Annotated in this window: 14 protein-coding genes; 13 read left to right on the top strand and 1 reads right to left on the bottom strand. The window is 40.9% G+C overall.

Annotated elements, in window-relative coordinates; all coding sequences use genetic code 11:
- Positions 1-128: 128 nt before the first annotated feature.
- Entirely contained in the window at positions 129-1,637 is a 1,509-nt protein-coding gene (locus tag CTER_RS07745; RefSeq protein ID WP_004624875.1) for a methyl-accepting chemotaxis protein, read from the top strand.
- Between the two features lie 10 nt (positions 1,638-1,647).
- Here the strand turns inward: CTER_RS07745 and CTER_RS07740 are convergent, their stop codons facing one another.
- The gene (locus tag CTER_RS07740) at positions 1,648-3,174 is read right to left on the bottom strand and encodes a PucR family transcriptional regulator (protein WP_004624752.1); all 1,527 of its coding nucleotides are present in this window, start codon (positions 3,172-3,174) and stop codon (positions 1,648-1,650) included.
- A 176-nt stretch (positions 3,175-3,350) separates the two neighbouring features.
- On the opposite strand from CTER_RS07740, the gene CTER_RS07735 reads away from it, so the two are divergent.
- The 12 genes from CTER_RS07735 (at position 3,351) to CTER_RS07680 (ending at position 19,246) form a co-directional block, all read left to right on the top strand.
- Entirely contained in the window at positions 3,351-6,164 is a 2,814-nt protein-coding gene (locus tag CTER_RS07735) for an FAD-dependent oxidoreductase (RefSeq protein WP_004624866.1), read from the top strand.
- A 55-nt stretch (positions 6,165-6,219) separates the two neighbouring features.
- Positions 6,220-6,999, top strand: a complete 780-nt coding sequence (locus CTER_RS07730) for an SDR family NAD(P)-dependent oxidoreductase (RefSeq protein ID WP_004624984.1) — start codon at positions 6,220-6,222, stop codon at positions 6,997-6,999.
- Between the two features lie 260 nt (positions 7,000-7,259).
- Entirely contained in the window at positions 7,260-8,024 is a 765-nt protein-coding gene (locus CTER_RS07725) for a GNAT family N-acetyltransferase (RefSeq protein WP_004624750.1), read from the top strand.
- 117 nt (positions 8,025-8,141) lie between these two features.
- Positions 8,142-9,428, top strand: a complete 1,287-nt coding sequence (locus CTER_RS07720; RefSeq protein WP_131469388.1) for a phenylacetate--CoA ligase family protein — start codon at positions 8,142-8,144, stop codon at positions 9,426-9,428.
- A complete protein-coding gene (locus tag CTER_RS26820; protein ID WP_004624994.1) occupies positions 9,421-10,464 on the top strand; it encodes a Gfo/Idh/MocA family protein in 1,044 nt (347 codons plus the stop codon). Before CTER_RS07720 ends, CTER_RS26820 begins: the two co-directional genes overlap by 8 nt.
- Positions 10,445-11,824 (top strand): M20/M25/M40 family metallo-hydrolase, encoded by a 1,380-nt coding sequence (locus CTER_RS07710; RefSeq protein ID WP_165585951.1) that lies wholly within the window; start codon positions 10,445-10,447, stop codon positions 11,822-11,824. The genes CTER_RS26820 and CTER_RS07710 overlap by 20 nt, the downstream gene beginning before the upstream one ends.
- 1 nt (position 11,825) lies before the next feature.
- Positions 11,826-13,103: a PLP-dependent aminotransferase family protein gene (locus CTER_RS07705; protein WP_004624773.1), complete on the top strand. Its 1,278-nt coding sequence runs from the start codon at positions 11,826-11,828 to the stop codon at positions 13,101-13,103.
- 17 nt (positions 13,104-13,120) lie between these two features.
- Positions 13,121-14,083, top strand: a complete 963-nt coding sequence (locus CTER_RS07700) for a radical SAM family protein (RefSeq protein ID WP_004624943.1) — start codon at positions 13,121-13,123, stop codon at positions 14,081-14,083.
- A 14-nt stretch (positions 14,084-14,097) separates the two neighbouring features.
- Complete coding sequence (locus CTER_RS07695; protein ID WP_004625037.1) at positions 14,098-15,330, top strand: ATP-grasp domain-containing protein; 1,233 nt, start codon at positions 14,098-14,100, stop codon at positions 15,328-15,330.
- A gap of 32 nt (positions 15,331-15,362) precedes the next feature.
- The gene (locus CTER_RS07690; protein ID WP_004624738.1) at positions 15,363-15,797 is read left to right on the top strand and encodes a GNAT family N-acetyltransferase; all 435 of its coding nucleotides are present in this window, start codon (positions 15,363-15,365) and stop codon (positions 15,795-15,797) included.
- Positions 15,798-15,811: 14 nt separating this feature from the next.
- Positions 15,812-17,617 carry an OPT family oligopeptide transporter gene (locus tag CTER_RS07685; RefSeq protein ID WP_004624917.1) on the top strand — a complete coding sequence of 602 codons (1,806 nt, stop codon included), beginning with the start codon at positions 15,812-15,814 and terminating at the stop codon, positions 17,615-17,617.
- Positions 17,618-17,815: 198 nt separating this feature from the next.
- Entirely contained in the window at positions 17,816-19,246 is a 1,431-nt protein-coding gene (locus CTER_RS07680) for a DUF512 domain-containing protein (RefSeq protein ID WP_004624929.1), read from the top strand.
- The last annotated feature ends 1 nt before the right edge of the window (position 19,247 follow it).

Raw genomic sequence — 19,247 nt, 5'->3', positions numbered from 1 at the left:
ATGTATATTCTATAACTATTATGGAAGCTTTATGCAAATATACATATTATATCATAATGAAGCGGCTGTTTTCAGCCGATAATAATTTAGTGTGATATATGATAAAAGCATTTTTTAAGGAGAGGATTATGGATACAAAAGAAACGGTGATAAATGAGAGAAAGTATAATGAAAAATCTGCCAGAAACAAGGTGATCAACTGGTTTATGGCGTTGGGAACAACAATGCTTTATACATTGTACATGGGTGTTGTTGCTTTTGATCTGATAAAAGGCAATATAAATTTTGTTGTGGGAACTGTCGTTATAGCTGCAAGTTGTCTGGCGGTTATCATAAATTGGTCGGTATATATCAAAAAACCAACAAGTGATATACTTGGCTGGGGAGGCATTACAAGCTATATGGTAGTATATGGGATATTCCTGCTATCCTATGGAACAACCTTCGTAAAGGTAAGTGCAATACCAGTCCTGTGTGCTGCCATATTGTTTTTTGATAATCGGCTCTCCAGGATTTTTTGCATAGTGTGCGGAATTATAAATATTGTTTATGTGGCCCAATTAGTTGTTATATATAAAAATTATTCATCCCAGAATTATCTTGAATTAGTCATTATACTATTAACTTTACATACCATATATAAATGCTCCGACATCGGAGGAAGATTTTCACATGATTCCATACATGCCATTAAGGACCAGCAGGCTTTGCAGGAAGAAATGCTGGAGGATATTCTTGAAATTGCAAAAATTGTTCAAAACAAGACAGCTGAAAGCAGCGAATTGGTACATGAACTGGGTAAGTCCGCAGAAACCATCAATACGGCCATTAATGAAATTTCATCAACAGCACAGGATAATGCATATAATATTCAGGAACAGAATATAATGACACAATCCATTCAACAGTCCATCAATAAGACGGTGGAACGCTCCGAACAGGTGGTGGATATTGCCAAAAGCTCCTCTGAGTCTGTAAAAGGCGGATTGGATATTATGAATCAGCTGGAAGAGCAATCAGTCACAATCATAAGTGCAAATTCCCTGGTTGCAGACTCCATGGAACGATTGCAGGAAAAAACAAATGAAGTCCGCGATATTGCGGATATAATTTTTAACATCTCAAGCCAGACAAATTTATTGGCACTGAACGCTTCCATAGAAAGTGCAAGAGCGGGGGAAGCCGGTAAAGGATTTGCGGTAGTAGCGGATGAAATAAGAAAATTGTCAGAGCAGACAAGACAGTCTACCGAAAATATAGCAAAGATAATTGGTGAATTGAACCAAAATGCAAGAACAGTCTCGGATAATGTAAAAGAATCCATTCAGTCAACAGAGGTACAGGGAAGTCTGATCACAAGTGTTTCTGCCAATTTTGAGAAAATTAATGACAATGTCAGTATCCTAACAGATCATATTTCGGAAATTGATCATATGTTAACGGATTTAGCAGGGTCAAACAATCGTATAGTAGACAACATAGGCCATTTGTCGGCTTCCACTGAACAAATAATGGCCAGTTCGGAAGAAACCTCGGCAATGAGTGAGAAAAATTATGAAAAGGCTCAGACAACGAAAGACTTTCTCAATGAGGTAATTAATACAACAAAACGGTTTGATAAATATTTGAGCAATTAGAATAGCCAGGTTATTCCCATTCAGTGAAAGTATTTAACCCGTTGTAACGGTCAATAAGAAAAGACAGCCTCAGCAGAAAAAGCGTATTTGTATCGGCAAAGTCGAGATGACATAATTCAACGATCCTATTTAAGCGGTATGCAAAAGAATTGCGATGTATAAAAAGTGACTCGGCAGTTAGCTTGATGCTGCAGGAATTTTCAATAAAGACGCAAAGGGTTTTATACAATTCCGAGTTGTTTTCCTGGTCATTTTGCCTGAGAACAGTTAGCGCAGGATGACAAAACCGGCCAAGAGCTTCAGGGTGCTTTGTTTCGGAAAACAGGTCAAAAATCTGATAATTGCAATAATGGCAGACCAGCTGCCCGGAGTTCAATTTCTGTCCCAGTTCCAGTGCTGAATGTGCCTGCATGTAATAGCTTGAAAAATATTCAATATTTCTGAAGGGATTGCTGATTCCTATCCTGAGATGCCGGGATTTGCTTAAGTCCCGGATTATGCCATCCAGGCCATCAGCCTTTTGGGGATCATCGTTGCAGGGAATCACCGCCGCTATTCCTTTGTCAATATACGTCATGTGGGTTCCGGGTATACTTTCTGTCAGAAGTTTGCTTATGGTATCCTTTAGATAGGCCGACCCCAAATACCTTGTTGAACGAATGAATAATACAAGCATTTCGGCCGGAAAAGACAGTTCTTTCAGCCGGGGGGATATTTCCTTTGAAGGAGCTCCGATCAGCATATCAAACAATACCTCATGATAAGGACTTTTATCCTCGAATAGATTTGGCAGATAAAATGCGATGACATAGCTGATAACATGGCTGATAACGCTAAGCATATCGGAATGCAAAGGTGAAATCTGTTTTTCACCTTCCAGCATTAGTATAAAACCAACCTGGGTCTGATTATGAAATACTTTACTGCTAAGTTTACGGTATGGTGAAAGTGAACATGTAACGTCGATACTTGCAGTAGTTAAGGAAGCATTTTTAACCGGTTTGAGTTCTCTGACCCCATTAATGAATTCATAGGAGCAGTATCCATGCTTTGTATTATCCAGCCATACCGAATCGGTAACGGGGTAGGTTGTTGAACTTGCAATGATTTTAAAATTGCGGTCACAAAAAATCAGAGCATTTTCCAGACGTATTGAAGCAGCGTCAATGACTGCTTCAATACTGCGGGTTTTCTCGGCGACAGCGGTGAGTTCTTCAAAAATTCCCCTTCCGGAATTTGCCTTTATAAGCATTTTTGCATCGTTGAAGACGCCGATGAGATCTTCTTCCGGAACTAATGCCATATTTTTACCCTTTTCCAGCAGCGACTCATTCATTTTTGAAAGAATACAGTTATGGGGGAGGGAGTATAGATTTTCCAATTGTTTATCATAACCAAAATATAGAGTTTCAATTTGTCCGGGCTGATGCCTGCAATCGATAAAGGACACATCCTGCAGATCGGTTGTATCCTTGCAGGATAGAAGTTCAATGTTATGCTCTATTGAAAGTTTCTCAATCAGTGTATCAAATGTCATTTTTGTCTCCCCTGTAATAAAGTCAATGAATAATTAACATATATATTTAATATAGTGCATCCTAAACAAAAAGTCAAAAATTTATCATTTATGGTAGACATTGAAAAAATAACGGCAATTCTGTATTTTTAAGATGTGATAGTGTCTAAATTCAGTATTGTGTCAGGAGGTATAAAATGTATAGCCAGATATTTAAGCCTGGAGAAATTGGGAAACTGAGAATTAAAAACCGTTTGGTTATGTCACCAATGGGTTGTGGACTTGCCAATCTGGATGGAACCCCTTCGGAAGATATGATCGCATATTATGAAGCCAGGGCTGTTGGCGGGGCAGGACTTATTATTCCGGAAATCACCCGCATTAATGATGTAAATGGAGCAGGGCTTTTAAGGCAGTTATCGGTGACCAAGGATAAACATATAAAGCCGTTATCTGAGCTTGCAGCGGCAATTCACAAGCATGGAACGGGAATATTTATTCAGCTGCACCATCCTGGCCGTGAAACAGTCTCTGCGCTATTGGGAGGCCAGCCTGTAGTTGGACCGTCGGCCATTCCATGTAAATTGTTAAAACAGGAAACCAGAGAATTACAGACTGAGGAAGTAAAACAGCTAATAGAACAATTTGTTGCAGGGGCAGTCAGGGTTCAGAAAGCAGGCTGTGACGGAGTAGAATTACATGCCGCTCACGGATACCTCCTGCAAGAGTTTTTATCTCCGTATACTAACAAGCGTAATGATGAATACGGCGGAAATTTCCAAAACAGGCTTCGGATGATTACTGAAATAATTGATGGCATAAAAAAAGCCTGTGGACCGGATTTTCCTGTGGGCGTACGGTTAAGCGTCGAAGAATTTCTGGATAAGACAGGCGTTACGGAAGACTATATTCATATTACTGATGGTGTTTTAATAGCAAAAGCCTTGGAGAAAAAAGGCATTGATTTTATTGATGTAAGCTGTGGCTTATATGAGACAGGTATGACATGCGTAGAACCCATCTCCTTCCCTCAGGGCTGGAGAAAAGACATGATACGGGCAATCAAAAATAATGTTAATATTCCTGTAATTGGCGTGTCTGTGATCCGGGAACCGAAGATTGCAGATGAAATGATAAATGACGGTATTTTGGATTTCGTATCCATGGGAAGAAGTTTCATTGCAGATCCGGAATGGGTAAACAAGGCCAGAGACGGGCGAGAAAAAGAAATCCGGAAATGCATCTCCTGTCTGCGCTGTTTTGAAAGCCTAAATGCAAACAGTGCCGCCGGGGTTCCGCCAATCTGTTCTCTAAATCCGGTTTTTGCCAGGGAGAAACAATATGGAAATCCGGCTTACGATACAAAATCTCATAATGTAGTGGTAATTGGCGGCGGACCGGCAGGGATGAGTGCTGCATTGACCCTTGCAGACCGCGGTATGAAAGTAACCCTGCTGGACCGTCAAAAAGAACTTGGAGGAACTCTGAATATTGCAAAAAGACCTCCGTTAAAGGAACGCATGCAGTGGGTTACAGACTTTTATAATAATGAATTTGAACGGCTTGGAGTGAAGGTGGTTTTAAATACCGAAGCCACAAAGGATACCATTTTATCCTGCCGGCCGGATGCCGTTATTTTGGCAGCAGGCTCAGTCCCCGTCATTCCGAAGCAGATTAAAGGAATAGATGGAAATAACGTATATACGGTAGAGGAAGTGTTATCGGGAAAAGCGGATTTGAAGGGGAAGAAGGTTACCGTAATTGGTGCCGGTTTAACCGGGCTTGAGACAGCCGAATTTTTAGCTGCAAACGATAATAAGGTAGTAATCGTGGATATGCTGACAAGACCGGCCCCAAATGCGAACCATACCAATGTTGCAGACGTATGCGGGCGGTTGGGGAAATATGGAGTGACTTATCTGCTTGGCCAGGCTTTAAAAGAAATAAATGAAGAAGCAGTCTTGATTGAGGATATGGAAACTAAACAGCAGAAGGAAGTAAAAACCGATGCCATAGTATTATCTCTCGGATTTAAACCGGATCAATCCTTGCTGAGTGAATTGGAAGCTGCAAATATACCGGTCAAAGTCACCGGAAGTGCGCAAAAGGACGGAATGATCGCAGAAGCTGTACATTCCGGGTTTCTAGCAGGCAGAGACATTTTCCGGGACAACCCGAAGAACATCAGCTTCAAGGTTTCCAAAACAGATGTTTCGAATTTTGGAAAGATATCCTTGATGGACAATCAGGAAGGAGTGTATGTTGCCTATTTAACAGATCCGCGGGCAATTGCCGAAATTCTGCCTCCGCCTTTGAAGCCATTTTCTTTACCGGTTGTGACAATATCCGTTTGTCACGTCAATAACCCTACCTTTGCAGACGATTATTATGAAGCCATACTGGGTGTATATGCAACCTATGGAAAAACACTGGGACTTTATACAATGGGATTGGTTTTAGGGGGACCCGGCGCTGAAATGGCTGTACAATGCGGCAGGGATAATGGAAGTATACCCAAGAAAATGGGGGCGGAATTTGTTATCAGAAAAAATGGGGATAGTGTCACAGCCTCGGTAACCAGGAGAGGAACGCAGCTTGTGGATGTTTCCATGAAATTGGGTGAATACAATAGTCCTTTAACCGCAGCCCTTTACCAATTTCCAGGGGCAGGTAAAAAGACCTTTGGTGGCGGCTTTTACTTTCATTTTGACAGAATACCAGATGAAAACGGAGAGTCACATTTTGTAAACGGCGCATTGCTTATGAACCAATGCGAATATAATTATACCTCCTGGGAACCGGCTGCTGTCTCCATGAAACTTAAATCCAGCATCGATGATCCCTGGGCCGAACTGCCCATACGTACCATAATCGGCGGTGCATATTCCAGGAACAGTTTGCTGGTTCATAAATTAAATCTGGCAGAAAAATTAGAGGCAGATGAAGTTATTCCTTATTTATTGACCGGAAGATATGACAGGACAACGTTTATGGAAACCGGACGCATTTAATGTAATTGTTATAACAAGATTATAAATTTATTAAGGAAGAGAGAGGAAGATGAATATGGCAAATATGTTTAATTTAACAGGAAAAGTAGCCGTTGTGACAGGCGGGAGTTCAGGACTGGGAGCAGACGCGGCCCTTGCATATGCAAATGCCGGAGCAGATGTGGCTATCCTGGCAAGACGGGTTGAAAAATTAAATGCTGTAAAGGCCGATATCGAAAAAGCAACAGGAAGAAAAGTTCTTGCAGTCAGATGTGACGTGACAAAAGAAGAAAATGTAAAATCGGCCATAGAGGCAGTTCTCGGTGAATTCGGACATATTGATATTCTCCTGAATAATGCGGGAATTGCAGTCCGCGGCGGCGTTGATTCCATGTCGGTTGAAGAGTGGGACAGATCCTTTGACACAAATGTAAAAGGTATCTTTCTGGTAAGTAAATATGTTGTACCGCAAATGAAGGAAAGGGGATACGGGAAAATCGTAAATATTGCTTCTGTAAATGCCATTGTCGCAGATAAGGTTGATGTATTTATCAGACATTCGTATAACTCTTCAAAATCAGCAGTTCTGGGTCTGACAAAAGGAATGGCTGCTTCTTATGCGCGGTATGGAATCACGGTTAATGCCATTGGACCTGCGTTGTTTGAAAGTGAAATGACCAGCAGTACTCTATTTAAATCAGAAGATTTCCTGAATAAATATAATGCCTTGAATCCGGCAGGCCGCCCCGGAAACAAGGGTGAGCTGAATGGCACCGTATTGTATTTGTCAAGTGATGCTTCCAGCTATGTGCAAGGTCAATTTATTGTTGTAGACGGCGGTGGCTCCATTGTTTAATTAATGCAGTAATGTGGAAATTCCGGCAAAACTGAAAACAGGCTGTTCTATAAAAAACCTTTGATCTCCCTCTGGAGAGCAAAGGTTTTTTAAATTTTGAACGACAAAATTGTGTTTTTTTTAACATTTTACTTTACGTTATAAAGCAGTTCTGGTATAATATGTAAAAATATGAATTGGCAAAAAAATACAAAAAATCCTATGGCTTTTACAGACCTCTCAAGTCATAAAAGGAAAACAGGACAAGGCAGATAAAAATTATGGATAAGATATTGAAGGATACTGAATACCTGGAAAAGTATTTGCCGTATTCCCTGCCGGTGTTAGGAAGGCAGCTGTCGGGCGATTACATACGATTTATTATCTTTGATAATGAAGGTGTCGCAGTGCTGTGCCCATATGATGAACTGATTTTATTTTTGCACAATACTGATAATATTTGTAGAATCCTGGAAAGGATCAATAATGAATTCAAGGAAGTAAGAATTATTTTATATACTGACCAGGAAGTGGATACAAAGGTATTTAAGGAGAAATATGAGGCAGTTGAAGAAAATTTTTTGATTAATAAGCTGGAAGATATAAATAATTATGAATTTCTATCCAATACAGGACGATTTGCCGGGGATAATGACATTTCCGATCTGGTAAGGCTGGAGAAAAGCTATATCGATGAGGAAATCGGCTGGAGAAAAGAAGAAAGGAAAAAAGACTTACATATTGAGTACAGGGAAAAAGTCAAAAGAAACCAGGTGTTTATTAATGGTGAGCCGGTAAATTGTAAAATTGAAATTAAATATCAATACAAGCAATATATGGAGATCGGAAAAATATATACCGATGCTTCCCAACGGCAAAAGGGGATCGCTGCCAATTGTATGGAGAATTTTTTGAAATGGGCGGCTCTTGAGCAGCTGACAGTTGTTCTTAACACAAGAAAGGATAATACTTATGCAAATAAGTTATATACCACTGCGGGCTTTTCTAAAATCGGCAGCGTATTTTATCTGATTAGGAAGGGGTAGACAAATAATATGGTATTCAGATTAAAATTTTTATTTTTCTTTTTAATAAAATATTTTTCTTACTACCTACCTTCTTACAGGGATGAATATAAAAAGGAAATTCTCAGGAAGAAGAAATTGTACAGGATACTGCGTTATGCCAGGGATAACTCTGTTTTTTATCGTAGGGAACTTAAAGGATTGGATTTAAAAAAGATTCCTTTGGAGGAACTGCCGGTAGTTGACAAAAATATATTGGTTTATAGCCTCGAGGATGTTTTGACCGTAGATTTGAGGATAAGTGATATAGAAGATTATTTAAGTACGGGATTTTCCTTATCCAGGAATTACAAAAATAAGTTTTTGATTTTTCATACGTCGGGATCATCAGGGAGTTCTGTTAATGTGGTCTGGGGGCCAAGAGAGTTTGCAACGGCTACTGCAATGCTGCTGGTTAAGAACACGGGTTTATTGCGGGGGAAGAATCCCTTTGAACTGATAGCAGGAAAAAAGAGATTTTTATATATTGGAATTATGGATGACTATATAGGCGGAAATTCGTGGGTTTATGCAATGAGGAACCTGGTGAGGCTAAGGCTTATTTCAATCTTTACTCCCATCGATAGGATGGTCAAAGAGGTTGAAGGTTTCAAGCCGGAGTTTATTATGGCAAAACCGCATGTATTAGGGGAAATAGCAGAGCACATATTAAATAAATCTGTTGATATACAACCGGAAAAATTGATTTTTGTGGGGGAGATGCTGACCGAACGCGACAAGAATAAAATAAAAGCCGGATTTGGCATATTCCCGGTCAACAGTTATTCTACCTGTGAAACAGGACCGGTTGCTTTTGAAGAAGAACCCGAAACATTGACCGTTATGGATGAGGAAATAATATTGGAATTGCTTGATGAAGATAACAGGCCTATTACCGGATATTATCAGTTGGGGCATATAGTAATTACAAATCTCTATAACAGGGTTATGCCCATTATTCGTTATGATATCGGGGATATGGCTTATTATGTGCCCAATAATAAGAACAGCAGTCTGGACCGTATATGTTATATAAGAGGCAGAAACACTTCATATTTTACTTTTGAGGATAAAAAGGACGGGAATTTCAGAATTTCAGAATATCCTTTTTGGAGCATACATATACCGGGAATTGCACATTATCAAGTAATTCAAGTCAATGGAACCGGAATCAATGTGATAATGGAAATCGAGAAAAAGGTGGAAGACCGTGAGACTGTAAGGTGTTTATTGGAAAAGAAAATTAAAAGAATTTTTCCGGAAGAATTTGCCGAAACCCAGTTGAAAATATCTTATGAATATGTTGAGAAAATACCTGTGACAAAGTCCGGGAAAATCGTAATAACATCACCGTTAAGAGAGAAGGATCTGGAAAAGAATGCATAAAATCAGAGTGGCTGTTGTAGGAACCGGTTTTGGAGCTAAAGTCCATTTGCCGGGATATCTATTGAATGACAAATATGATGTGAGAGGGATATATGCCCACACGCCAGGCAAAGGGCAGGCTGTGGCAGCGCAATATGGAATATATCCCTACGGCTCTATTGACGAGATAGCCGGGGACGGTGAAATTGACCTGGTCAGCATTGCGGCCATTCCAAAGGAGCATTTCGAGTTTGCTGCAAAGGCAATCCGGGCCGGTAAAGCAGTAATACTGGAAAAACCCATGGCAATATGCACAGGGGAAAGTAAAGAACTGCTGGATCTGGCAAAAGAAAATAACAGCAAAGCAGCACTGGTACATGAACACAGATTTGATCCCTCAAAGCAATACTTGAAAAAAATAATTGAAACCGGGGAATACGGTGAAACAAGAAGCATAGAAATCCTAAAACACATGACATATTGGAATACTCCCGAATCTGAAAGATTGTATGATTGGTTCGCAGACAGGGAAGCGGGAGGCGGAATGACAGGGGCGCATCTATCCCACCAGCTGGATTTTCTGCACTTTATCGGAAATGGCCCGCTGCGGCAAATTCAAGGATTTGGTTTTACCGAAGTCAGGAATAGGTATGATGCAAAGGCTGGCAAATACAAAAAGCACACCTCTGACGATTCGGTATATGCACTTGCAGTTACAGCCACCGGCATACCGGCTGCAATAAACATTTCAGCATCAAAATTTATAAAAATTGACCATGTAAGAATATTCACCGATAAGGGAGAACTTAGAATCACCGGTCAGGATTCAATTGAATTCTACTCAATAACAGGCCAAAGAGAAGAAATGGTTATTCCGGCGGAGTTTTTGATAAAAAATTATCAGAGTGATTTCAGAATAAACAGCTTTGTTTGTTTGATAGACGCTTTCTATAGCTATTATTATCAGAACGGAGAAAAAAGAATTACCACATTCCATGACGGGTATGAGATTCAAAGAGAGTTGGAACAAATTAAGTATGAAGAAAGAGAAGTGTGAAATGGAAATTTGCAAGAGTACCGTGGAAGAATTATTTGAAGAATTATTTACTGAAGCGAAAGATGCTTTAAAGAAGTACATACAGATCGATACTGTTAATCCACCCGGAAATGTGGATGAAGCTGTGGCGTTTTTAGAAAGCATTTTACAGAAAGAAAATATTGAATATAAAATATACAGCTGCCCGTCCGGTAAAAAGGCAATAGCCGGTTTTATAAGGGGAGAAAAAAAGGATTCCCTTCTATTGCTAAACCATATGGATGTCGTTCCGGCAGATCAGGATAAATGGGAGTTTGATGCATTTTCGGGCAAAGAAAGAAATGGCTGTATCGAGGGACGTGGAGCTCTTGATATGAAGGGCCTGGGAGTTGCACAACTAATGGCGATGATTTTCTATAAGCGTCGGTCGGTTGTGCCCAAAAAAACAGTAGTATTCTTAGCCGTTCCGGATGAAGAAATCGGGGGAAAAGAAGGGGCAAAATATATAACTGATAATTATTGGGAGGATTTGAACCCTGTGGGTGTGTTGGATGAAGGGGGCTTTGGAACGAAGGACATAAATGAAAAATTCCCTGTGTTTTTCGTGGCATGCGGACAAAAGAAAGGAATATGGCTTCAAATAAAGGCACATGGCAAGGCCGGTCATGCATCGCAGCCAAGTCTGGACAACCCCAATGACATATTGATCAAGGCATTGTACAAGATCATTACACATCCTGAATGTCCTGCCGGCGATAAAATACTGTGGGATACCATTATAAAAGTATCGAAGCTAAGGGGCGGAGCTTATTATCTAATGGCAAAGTTATATAAAATTAAGTTTATTAGAAGCTGTATAGGTAGGTATTTACATAAAATTAAGTTCTTTAATGCAATTATCAGAAATACCGAGACCATATCGGTAATCAATTCGGGTATAAAAGTTAATGTAATTCCTGAAGAAGCTGAAGCATTGATAGACTGCCGGATTTTACCCAAGACGGACTATCACGATGTTATCCGCCGTCTTGAAAAGCTGGTTGATGATGAACGGATAGAATTTAATGTAATAAAAGAGATGGAGCAATCTGATATTTCTGATTCACAGTCGGCTTTATTCAAAGCTGTCCAGAAGAGTATATGCAGCTATTATAAAAATGCGAAGGTTCTGCCGTATATTACGCCGGTTGGAACGGATGCAAAATATTTTAGGGAGAAGGAAGTGGACAGTTACGGTATATACCCAATCGTGATAGACCAGGCGGAGCTGGAGTCCTTTCATGGAAACAACGAGAAAGTTCCTGTAAGAGAGTACAAAAAGTGTTGTGAAATATTAATTGACATCATTGATAAATACTGCTGCAGAGAGGGAGAAAATTAATATGGGTTCAGAATTACTTGAGATAATAAAATTTGTGGAGGATTATAAACATTATAAAGATGACAGGCTGGCATTGATATCATCGGAAAATACTTCATCCAGACTGCTGCGGTCATCATATCTAATGGGCTTGAGCGATCAGTATTGTTCCAGGCTGCCCGAGGAGGCAGACAAGATTGGAAATCTGGCTTTCGGAAATATTCAAACCCTGGATAGGGTAAATGCAATGACCAGAGACATTGTACAGGAGGTATTCAAGGCTGAGGAATGTGATGTGAGGCTATTATCCGGATTGAGTGGTCTAACGGTATTGTTGTTTTCCTTGTTTGAAAATGGGGATACCATGTATAAAATGTATGATCTGCATGGAGGCCATTTGTCGGTAAAACCCATAGCAGAACGGCTGAATCTGAATATTGTGGAAATGCTGCTGGGCAAAGACTACCATTTTGATTTAAAGGATTTTGAAGAGAAATGGAAGCGAAATCCCGCTAAAACAATTTTTCTGGATTCCAGCTATGTTTTATTCCCCTATCCCTTAAAGGAAATATCAGAAATAGTGGGGGATGATGTAACCATAATGTACGATGCTTCACATATGGTGGCTTTGATAGCGGGAGGCATGTTCCAGGAGCCTTTTGCAGAGGGGGCCGATATCATTCACTCAACAGCCCATAAATCCATGTGGGGACCGCAGAAGTCCATAATTTTATTTAAAGAAAAAGGCGAACTGTCCGACAGAGTTCACCATATGGTTAAAGATGTGCTGGTTTCCAATACGCACATGCATCACATATTTGCGCTGTATATTGCCATGGCGGAATTCAAGGAGTTTGGCAGGGAGTATGCGAGGAGCATATATAACAATGCTAAGGCCTTGGCCGACAATCTGCAGTCTAACGGAATTGAAATTGCGGCCAAAGAATATGGTTATACCGAGTCCAATCAGTTCTGGATCGATTTTGATACCCAAAGAGATGCAATTGCAAACTTTCAAAAATTGGAAAAATTAGGGATATCTTCAAATGTTATTTTTCTGCCGGGTAACCGTTGGGGGCTGAGAATCGGCGTAAACAGCATTACGAGATTGGGAGCCCGGGAAGGCGATATGAAGATTCTGGCCAGAATCATGAGCGATTTGTTTAACAATCGGAAAGACACTGTAAAACTGAAGAAAGAGCTGTATGAATTCAAAGGAGATCTGGGAGGGATCAAATATAGTTTTGACGATACGGTCCAGGCCAGGGAAATTATGGACTTTATTATTAATAATTTTTAATTACAGGAGGATAAAATATGCATAACAATACCCAATTATGTCCCGGAGAAATGCTGAGGATAAAGATACACAGCAACACACCCACCTGTCCTTTGATCTATGAAATTGTTCCGGTCATGGGGTGTGAATTCCAGTGTACATATTGCAATGCATTGGGCCAGGAAGACACCGAAAAATTTTTACCTGTCAAAGTTGATACCCAATACCCTGAATTTTTAAGAAATGAAATTAAAAAGCATAAGGCGGTTAATAAAAATCCTCTGTACTATTACTGTCCAAAGTCTGACTGCTTTCAAAAACCGCTGATGGAGACAGGTGTGACCCGAGGCATCCTTGAGGTGTTAAGAGATGAGCAATGCCATTACATTCTGGTAACCAAGGGAGTCCCCACAGATGATTTATTTAAGCTGCTGGTGGAGACCAGAGAAAAGTGTCAGGTGATTATTACTTATGGAATGCCTGCAGAGGAAATCAGACAGGCTGTGGAACCATGTGCGGCAGCCCTGGAGGAGAGGATTACCTTTGCAAAAGCCTGCGTTGCTGCTGGTATTCAAACGGCGGCTATACTTGAACCCCTGTTTCCCTTTAAGGATTTGTCGTTTGTGGGAGGCATCATGGATAGGTTCATTGAGGCGGGTGTAGATCATTTTGCAATTGACTTTGCGAGGGTCACACATGGCTGCCTGGAAAGAATTGCAAAACAGATACCGGAGCATATTGATGAATTCAAGGAAATATATATAAGAGATAACAGCCACAATGAAGATTACAGAACTGCAAACGATACTCATGTCATAAGATACAGTCCTCCGAAGGAATACATGCTTGAGAAATTTAATTCCATTAAACAGATGGCGGAACAGAGGGGAAGCACAGTAAGTATTTGCAACTCGTTTGGATTTGATGGTTTCAATAATGAGGCTCAAAAAAGAGGTTATATTTGTATGGGGATCAATATGGACATGGTTGAAAAGCGATAGGAGGTGTAATGAATATGGAAGAAAAAGTGGTGATTTTTGTCCAGAGCGGCGGCGGAAAAAGTGTAAAAACCATTCCGCTGCAGCTGGCAAAAGATATGGGATATAAGGTTGCTGTCGCAGAAAAAAATTTTAAAAATGAGTATGGTCTGGCGGATTACAGCATTTCGGTAGATACCGAGAACATTGACCTGCTGATAACAGAAGTGGTGGATTTTTCCACAAAACATAATGTTATAGGTATTTTGACTTTTACTGAATTTGCAGTGGAACAGACGGCACTTCTGGCTCAAATATTGGGCCTGCCGGGTTTAAGTGTGAAAGCGGCCAGGATTGCAAGAAATAAATATTTAACAAGGGTTTTGCTGGAGAAACACGGGATAGATCAAAATAAATTCATGTGCACCAACGACCTGTACGGCAGCAAGGAGAAAATCGAAAGAGAAATTGGTTATCCTGTCATCATCAAACCGTTAAAATTTGCAGGTTCGTGTGCTGTGACCAAAGTAGAGTCTCCGGAAGAATTTGAGAGCTTTGTCAATAAAGTCAAAGCTGATAGAAAGCTTGCCCCCATGAATGTTTGGAGTGAGGACAACTTATCTGAACTATGGCTGTGCGAAGAATATCTGGAGGGATATGAAATTTCCGTAGAGTGTATTGTCGACAAGGAGAAGAAATATATTGCAGCCATACATGATAAAATGGCACCTATGAAACAGCCCCCTTTTCTGGAAGAATATTTTGTAACACCGTCTCCCAGGATAACGGCAGAGTTGGAGGAGAAAATCATAAGCATGACCGGAAATATTTTGGATTGTATGGATTATGATTTCGGTCTGGCCCATGTTGAGTTCAGGATTACCGAAGACGGACCGCGTTTGATAGAGGTAAATGCCAGATTAGGCGGTATTTTGGTCGGTAAATCGGTAGAAAACAGTACGGGTGTCAATATGTTTGAAAGCTTGATCAAGCTGGCGACAGGGCAGGAAGTTTCAGTATCCGTCAACACACGTGTACCCACCGCATTTGGAGTGGTTTATGCCAGAGCAGGGGTGGTCGCGGGCGTTGAGGGGATGGAAGAGGCTGAAAAAATGCAGGGAATTAAGCTTTTGGAGCAATGGATCAAACCCGGGGATACCGTAATGGCTACAGAAGTTGGTTATGGCACGGTGGTACTGGCCGAGGCTGAATCTTCTGAAAAAGCATATGAAATTGTAGATAGTGCGATAAAAAGCATCAGGTATTATTAAATGAGCCGACTTTTAAGGGCGGAGGAGGATAAATGGAATATATCTTGATTACTTCAGACGATCCTTTGTACAGCCAGGCCATAGATCTGAGATATGAGGTTTTTTTCAAACCCTTCAATGTGGGATTGGATAAGGTATTTGATGGTATGGAGGAAGGGGCGGTGCACCTGGTATGCGTTGAGAAAAAAGAGGTTCTCGGTTACGGCAGATTGACTTTTGACAATGATAATATTTCGGTTGTTTCTCAAATGGTTGTAAAGGAAGCTTATCATAAAATGGGAATCGGAAAGGAATTAATGAAACATTTGATGTCATTGGCAAAAGAAAAGGGGCGGAAAGCAGTTATCCTTGATGCGAAAATTGAAGCAAAAGAATTTTATGAGAAGCTGGGCTTCCACACCGAGGGCGATAATTTTCCGTCAAAAAAGACCGGCCTGCCACATATAAAAATGGTAAAGACTTTATAAACAGGGGAGTACTTATGAATAAAAGAGAATATGCAATTTCTATATTGGTTGGAATCGGTATTGCCGTGTTATTCGGAGCTGCCAACGCATATGTGGGATTGAAGGCGGGAATTACAATTTCGGCATCAATTCCGGCAGCAGTTATTTCGGTTGGAGTTTTCAAGTATATATTAAAAAGCTCATCCTTAAAACATACAATGCTTGCAACCACAGTCGGAGCCGCCGGAGAAGCCGTTGCGGCCGGAATTATTTTTACTGTTCCGGCTTTGTACATATGGGCGAGAGAAGGGGTGCTTGCGGCTCCGAGTATATTGTACATATCCCTGGCAGCCACATTTGGCGGAATACTGGGAATACTTTTCATCCAACCCATGAAGAAATTGCTGCTTGTCCAGGAAAAGGAAGAATTGATTTACCCCGAAAGTATAGCCAGTTCAAAAGTCATATTGTCAGGTGTGAACAAACAAAGCCAAACTAAATATATCCTTCACGGAGTCCTTGTGTCGGGAGGCTTTACATTTTTATCACAAATATTAAAAGTATTTCCGGACAGCGTAAAACATACATTTTCCGGGCTGAAAAATGCTACTGCCGGAATAAATATTTTGCCTGCTTTAATAGGTGTAGGATATATTTCAGGTTATAGAGTGTCCAGTTGTTTTTTTACGGGAGGAATTATTGGCTGGATAATATTGATCCCCATTATAACAGCTTTTGGGGGAGATAATGTATTCTTTCCTGCCACCATGCCAATTTCCGGGCTGACGGCCGAGGCCATATGGAGTAGCTATATTAAGTATATTGGTGCGGGGGCGGTGGCAGCAGGAGGAATTATCGGACTTGTAAAAATATTTCCCGGCATGATAAGGAATTTTGGGAAAAGCATAAGGAAGATAGACACAGGCGCCATAAAAAGCAGGCTGATCCCAATAATAGCAATTGCCATGTTGGGCGCAATGGCTATTGGCTATTATATATTTGGAATTGTCGGATTAATGATAATAATAATATTTGGATTCTTTTTTTCCATAGTGTCGGCGAGAATGGCCGGAATGCTGGGAAGCAGCAACAATCCGGTTTCCGGAATAGCCATGATTACTCTGGCCGTATCGTCAATGGTGCTGCTGATGACCGGAAAGATTGAACAGGATATGTTTTTTTTAGCGGTTATAATGGGTGCGGTGGTCTGTGTAGCAGCATCTCTGGCCGCAGAAACCTCACAGGTATTGAAAACAGGTTCCTTGCTGGGAGGGCCATGGAAGGTGCAGGAGTTTGGCATGGTTATAGGAGTTGTAATATCCTCCCTGTCCATCAGCTGTATCCTGATGTTGATGGATAAAGCGTGGGGATTCGGCTCTGAAAGCTTGTCTGCGCCCCAGGCTGTCATGATGAAAATGATTGTTGAGAGTACGGCAAATAATAATTTGCCCTGGACATATATATTTATCGGAGTGGTATTTGCCATTGTCATGGAACTGTTAAATGTACCTGTTCTGCCTGTTGCAGTTGGGATGTATCTGCCCATCAGCATGAGCTCCTGTATTTTTTTAGGAGGCTTGCTGGCAAAATTTTTGGATAAGAGGAAAGAGGAGTTCAAGGAGAGGGGAGTATTATTTTCATCAGGCTTGATTGTGGGAGAAGGAATTATGGGAATCCTTTCAGCCATATTTGCCGTTGTGTCGTTGGGCGGAAGCACAGTGGGAGACCGGTTGGATTTATCCGGGCATTTCAGCCTGGGGATACCGGGCAGTATTACAGGAATTATCGTGCTGGTGGCCATTTTTATTCACAGCAGTGTGAGAGAGAAAATTGTAAAGTAGAAATATCAGACAGCACCTGAAGCCAGTGAAAAGCTTTGGTGCTTTTTTTATGCCGAACGGCACCGGTGTGAGATGCTGCCCTCCTTGTATAAAACCACTTAAAAGAGTACAATAGGAATGATAATATTCTTGATAAAATTAAAACGGATGATAACTGATTATTCCCGTTAAAAAATATGCATGAAAGGAAAATCCTATTTGAACAAAAAAAAGAATCAAGGTCATCTGATTAAAGAGGTGTATCCGGATTCTATTGCAGAAGAAATGGAAATTGAAGCGGGAGATCTCCTATTGGCAGTTAACAATGAAGAGATAGAGGATGTATTTGATTACAGGTATTTGATCAAGGACGAATTTATCGAAGTATTGATAAAAAAGCGGGATGGGGAAGAATGGCTGCTGGAGATTGAGAAGGATTACGATGACGATCTGGGAATCGAGTTCGATAACAGTCTGATGAGTGATTACCGTTCCTGCAGCAATAAATGCATGTTTTGCTTTATTGACCAGATGCCGCCCGGCATGAGAGAGACGCTGTATTTCAAGGATGACGATTCCAGGCTGTCTTTTTTGCAAGGAAACTATATAACCCTGACCAACATGAAGCAAAAGGATGTGGACAGAATTATACGCCTGCATCTTGCTCCTATTAACATATCTGTGCAGACGACAAATCCGGAACTCCGGAGCAAAATGCTCCATAACAGGTTTGCCGGGGACAAGCTCAAATATCTGGACGAGCTGTATGCAGGCCGGATTGAAATGAACGGGCAGATTGTATTATGTAAAAATATTAACGATGGTATTGAACTGGAAAGGTCGATAGAGGACCTGTCAAAATACCTTCCTTTCATGCGGAGCGTTTCGGTGGTTCCGGCCGGAATTACGAAATACAGGGAAGGTTTGCAGCCGCTTGAATTATACAGCAGGCAGGAGGCCGGAGCCATTATCGATATGATTGAAAGCAGGCAGCACGGATTTTATGAAAAGTACGGCCTCCATTTCATCCATGCCAGTGATGAATGGTATATCACTGCAGAGAGGGATTTCCCTGAGGAAGAACGGTATGATGGCTATATCCAACTTGAAAATGGTGTTGGCATGATGCGGCTTTTTATAGATGAATTTAATGAGGAATTGGAGAAGGTTAAGAAAAAAATAAAGCGCAAAAAGCTTAAAAATAATGTGTCCAGGACACTGACAATGGCCACGGGCAAGCTGACTTATCCCACTCTAAAAAGTTTTGCGGCTCGGATTATGGAAGTATTCCCGGGAATAACAATAAATGTGTGCTGCATCCGTAACATCTTTTTCGGTGAGACAATAACAGTATCGGGGCTTATTACCGGCCAGGATCTGATAAAACAGCTCCAGGAGAGAATACACAACGGTGAAGACCTTGGAGATGTGCTCCATATACCGTCCAATATGCTGAGGACGGGAGAAAAGGTGTTTTTGGATGATGTTACAGTAAGTGATGTGGAGAAGGAGCTTGGAATGAAAGTGGTTGCGGTGGAGTCAAGCGGCAAGGACTTTATTGACGCAGTAATTTGTGATGATTATTCGGTGGACAGGAACAATGAAAATTTTGCTTATATACAAGCGTATAAACAAAAAGGAGCTGAATAGA

Source organism: Ruminiclostridium cellobioparum subsp. termitidis CT1112 (assembly GCF_000350485.1).
Lineage (GTDB): Bacteria > Bacillota > Clostridia > Acetivibrionales > DSM-1351 > Ruminiclostridium > Ruminiclostridium termitidis.
The sequence above is the reverse complement of the archived record's forward strand: the minus strand, read 5'-3'. Positions and strand labels throughout refer to the sequence as shown.

Bases quoted from the DNA above. Each gene is read 5' to 3' on its own strand.
- CTER_RS07745 (WP_004624875.1), top strand. From the start codon at position 129: ATGGATACAAAAGAAACGGTGATAAATGAGAGAAAGTATAATGAAAAA.
- CTER_RS07740 (WP_004624752.1), bottom strand. From the start codon at position 3,174: ATGACATTTGATACACTGATTGAGAAACTTTCAATAGAGCATAACATT.
- CTER_RS07735 (WP_004624866.1), top strand. From the start codon at position 3,351: ATGTATAGCCAGATATTTAAGCCTGGAGAAATTGGGAAACTGAGAATT.
- CTER_RS07730 (WP_004624984.1), top strand. From the start codon at position 6,220: ATGGCAAATATGTTTAATTTAACAGGAAAAGTAGCCGTTGTGACAGGC.
- CTER_RS07725 (WP_004624750.1), top strand. From the start codon at position 7,260: ATGGATAAGATATTGAAGGATACTGAATACCTGGAAAAGTATTTGCCG.
- CTER_RS26820 (WP_004624994.1), top strand. From the start codon at position 9,421: ATGCATAAAATCAGAGTGGCTGTTGTAGGAACCGGTTTTGGAGCTAAA.
- CTER_RS07710 (WP_165585951.1), top strand. From the start codon at position 10,445: ATGAAGAAAGAGAAGTGTGAAATGGAAATTTGCAAGAGTACCGTGGAA.
- CTER_RS07705 (WP_004624773.1), top strand. From the start codon at position 11,826: ATGGGTTCAGAATTACTTGAGATAATAAAATTTGTGGAGGATTATAAA.
- CTER_RS07700 (WP_004624943.1), top strand. From the start codon at position 13,121: ATGCATAACAATACCCAATTATGTCCCGGAGAAATGCTGAGGATAAAG.
- CTER_RS07695 (WP_004625037.1), top strand. From the start codon at position 14,098: ATGGAAGAAAAAGTGGTGATTTTTGTCCAGAGCGGCGGCGGAAAAAGT.
- CTER_RS07690 (WP_004624738.1), top strand. From the start codon at position 15,363: ATGGAATATATCTTGATTACTTCAGACGATCCTTTGTACAGCCAGGCC.
- CTER_RS07685 (WP_004624917.1), top strand. From the start codon at position 15,812: ATGAATAAAAGAGAATATGCAATTTCTATATTGGTTGGAATCGGTATT.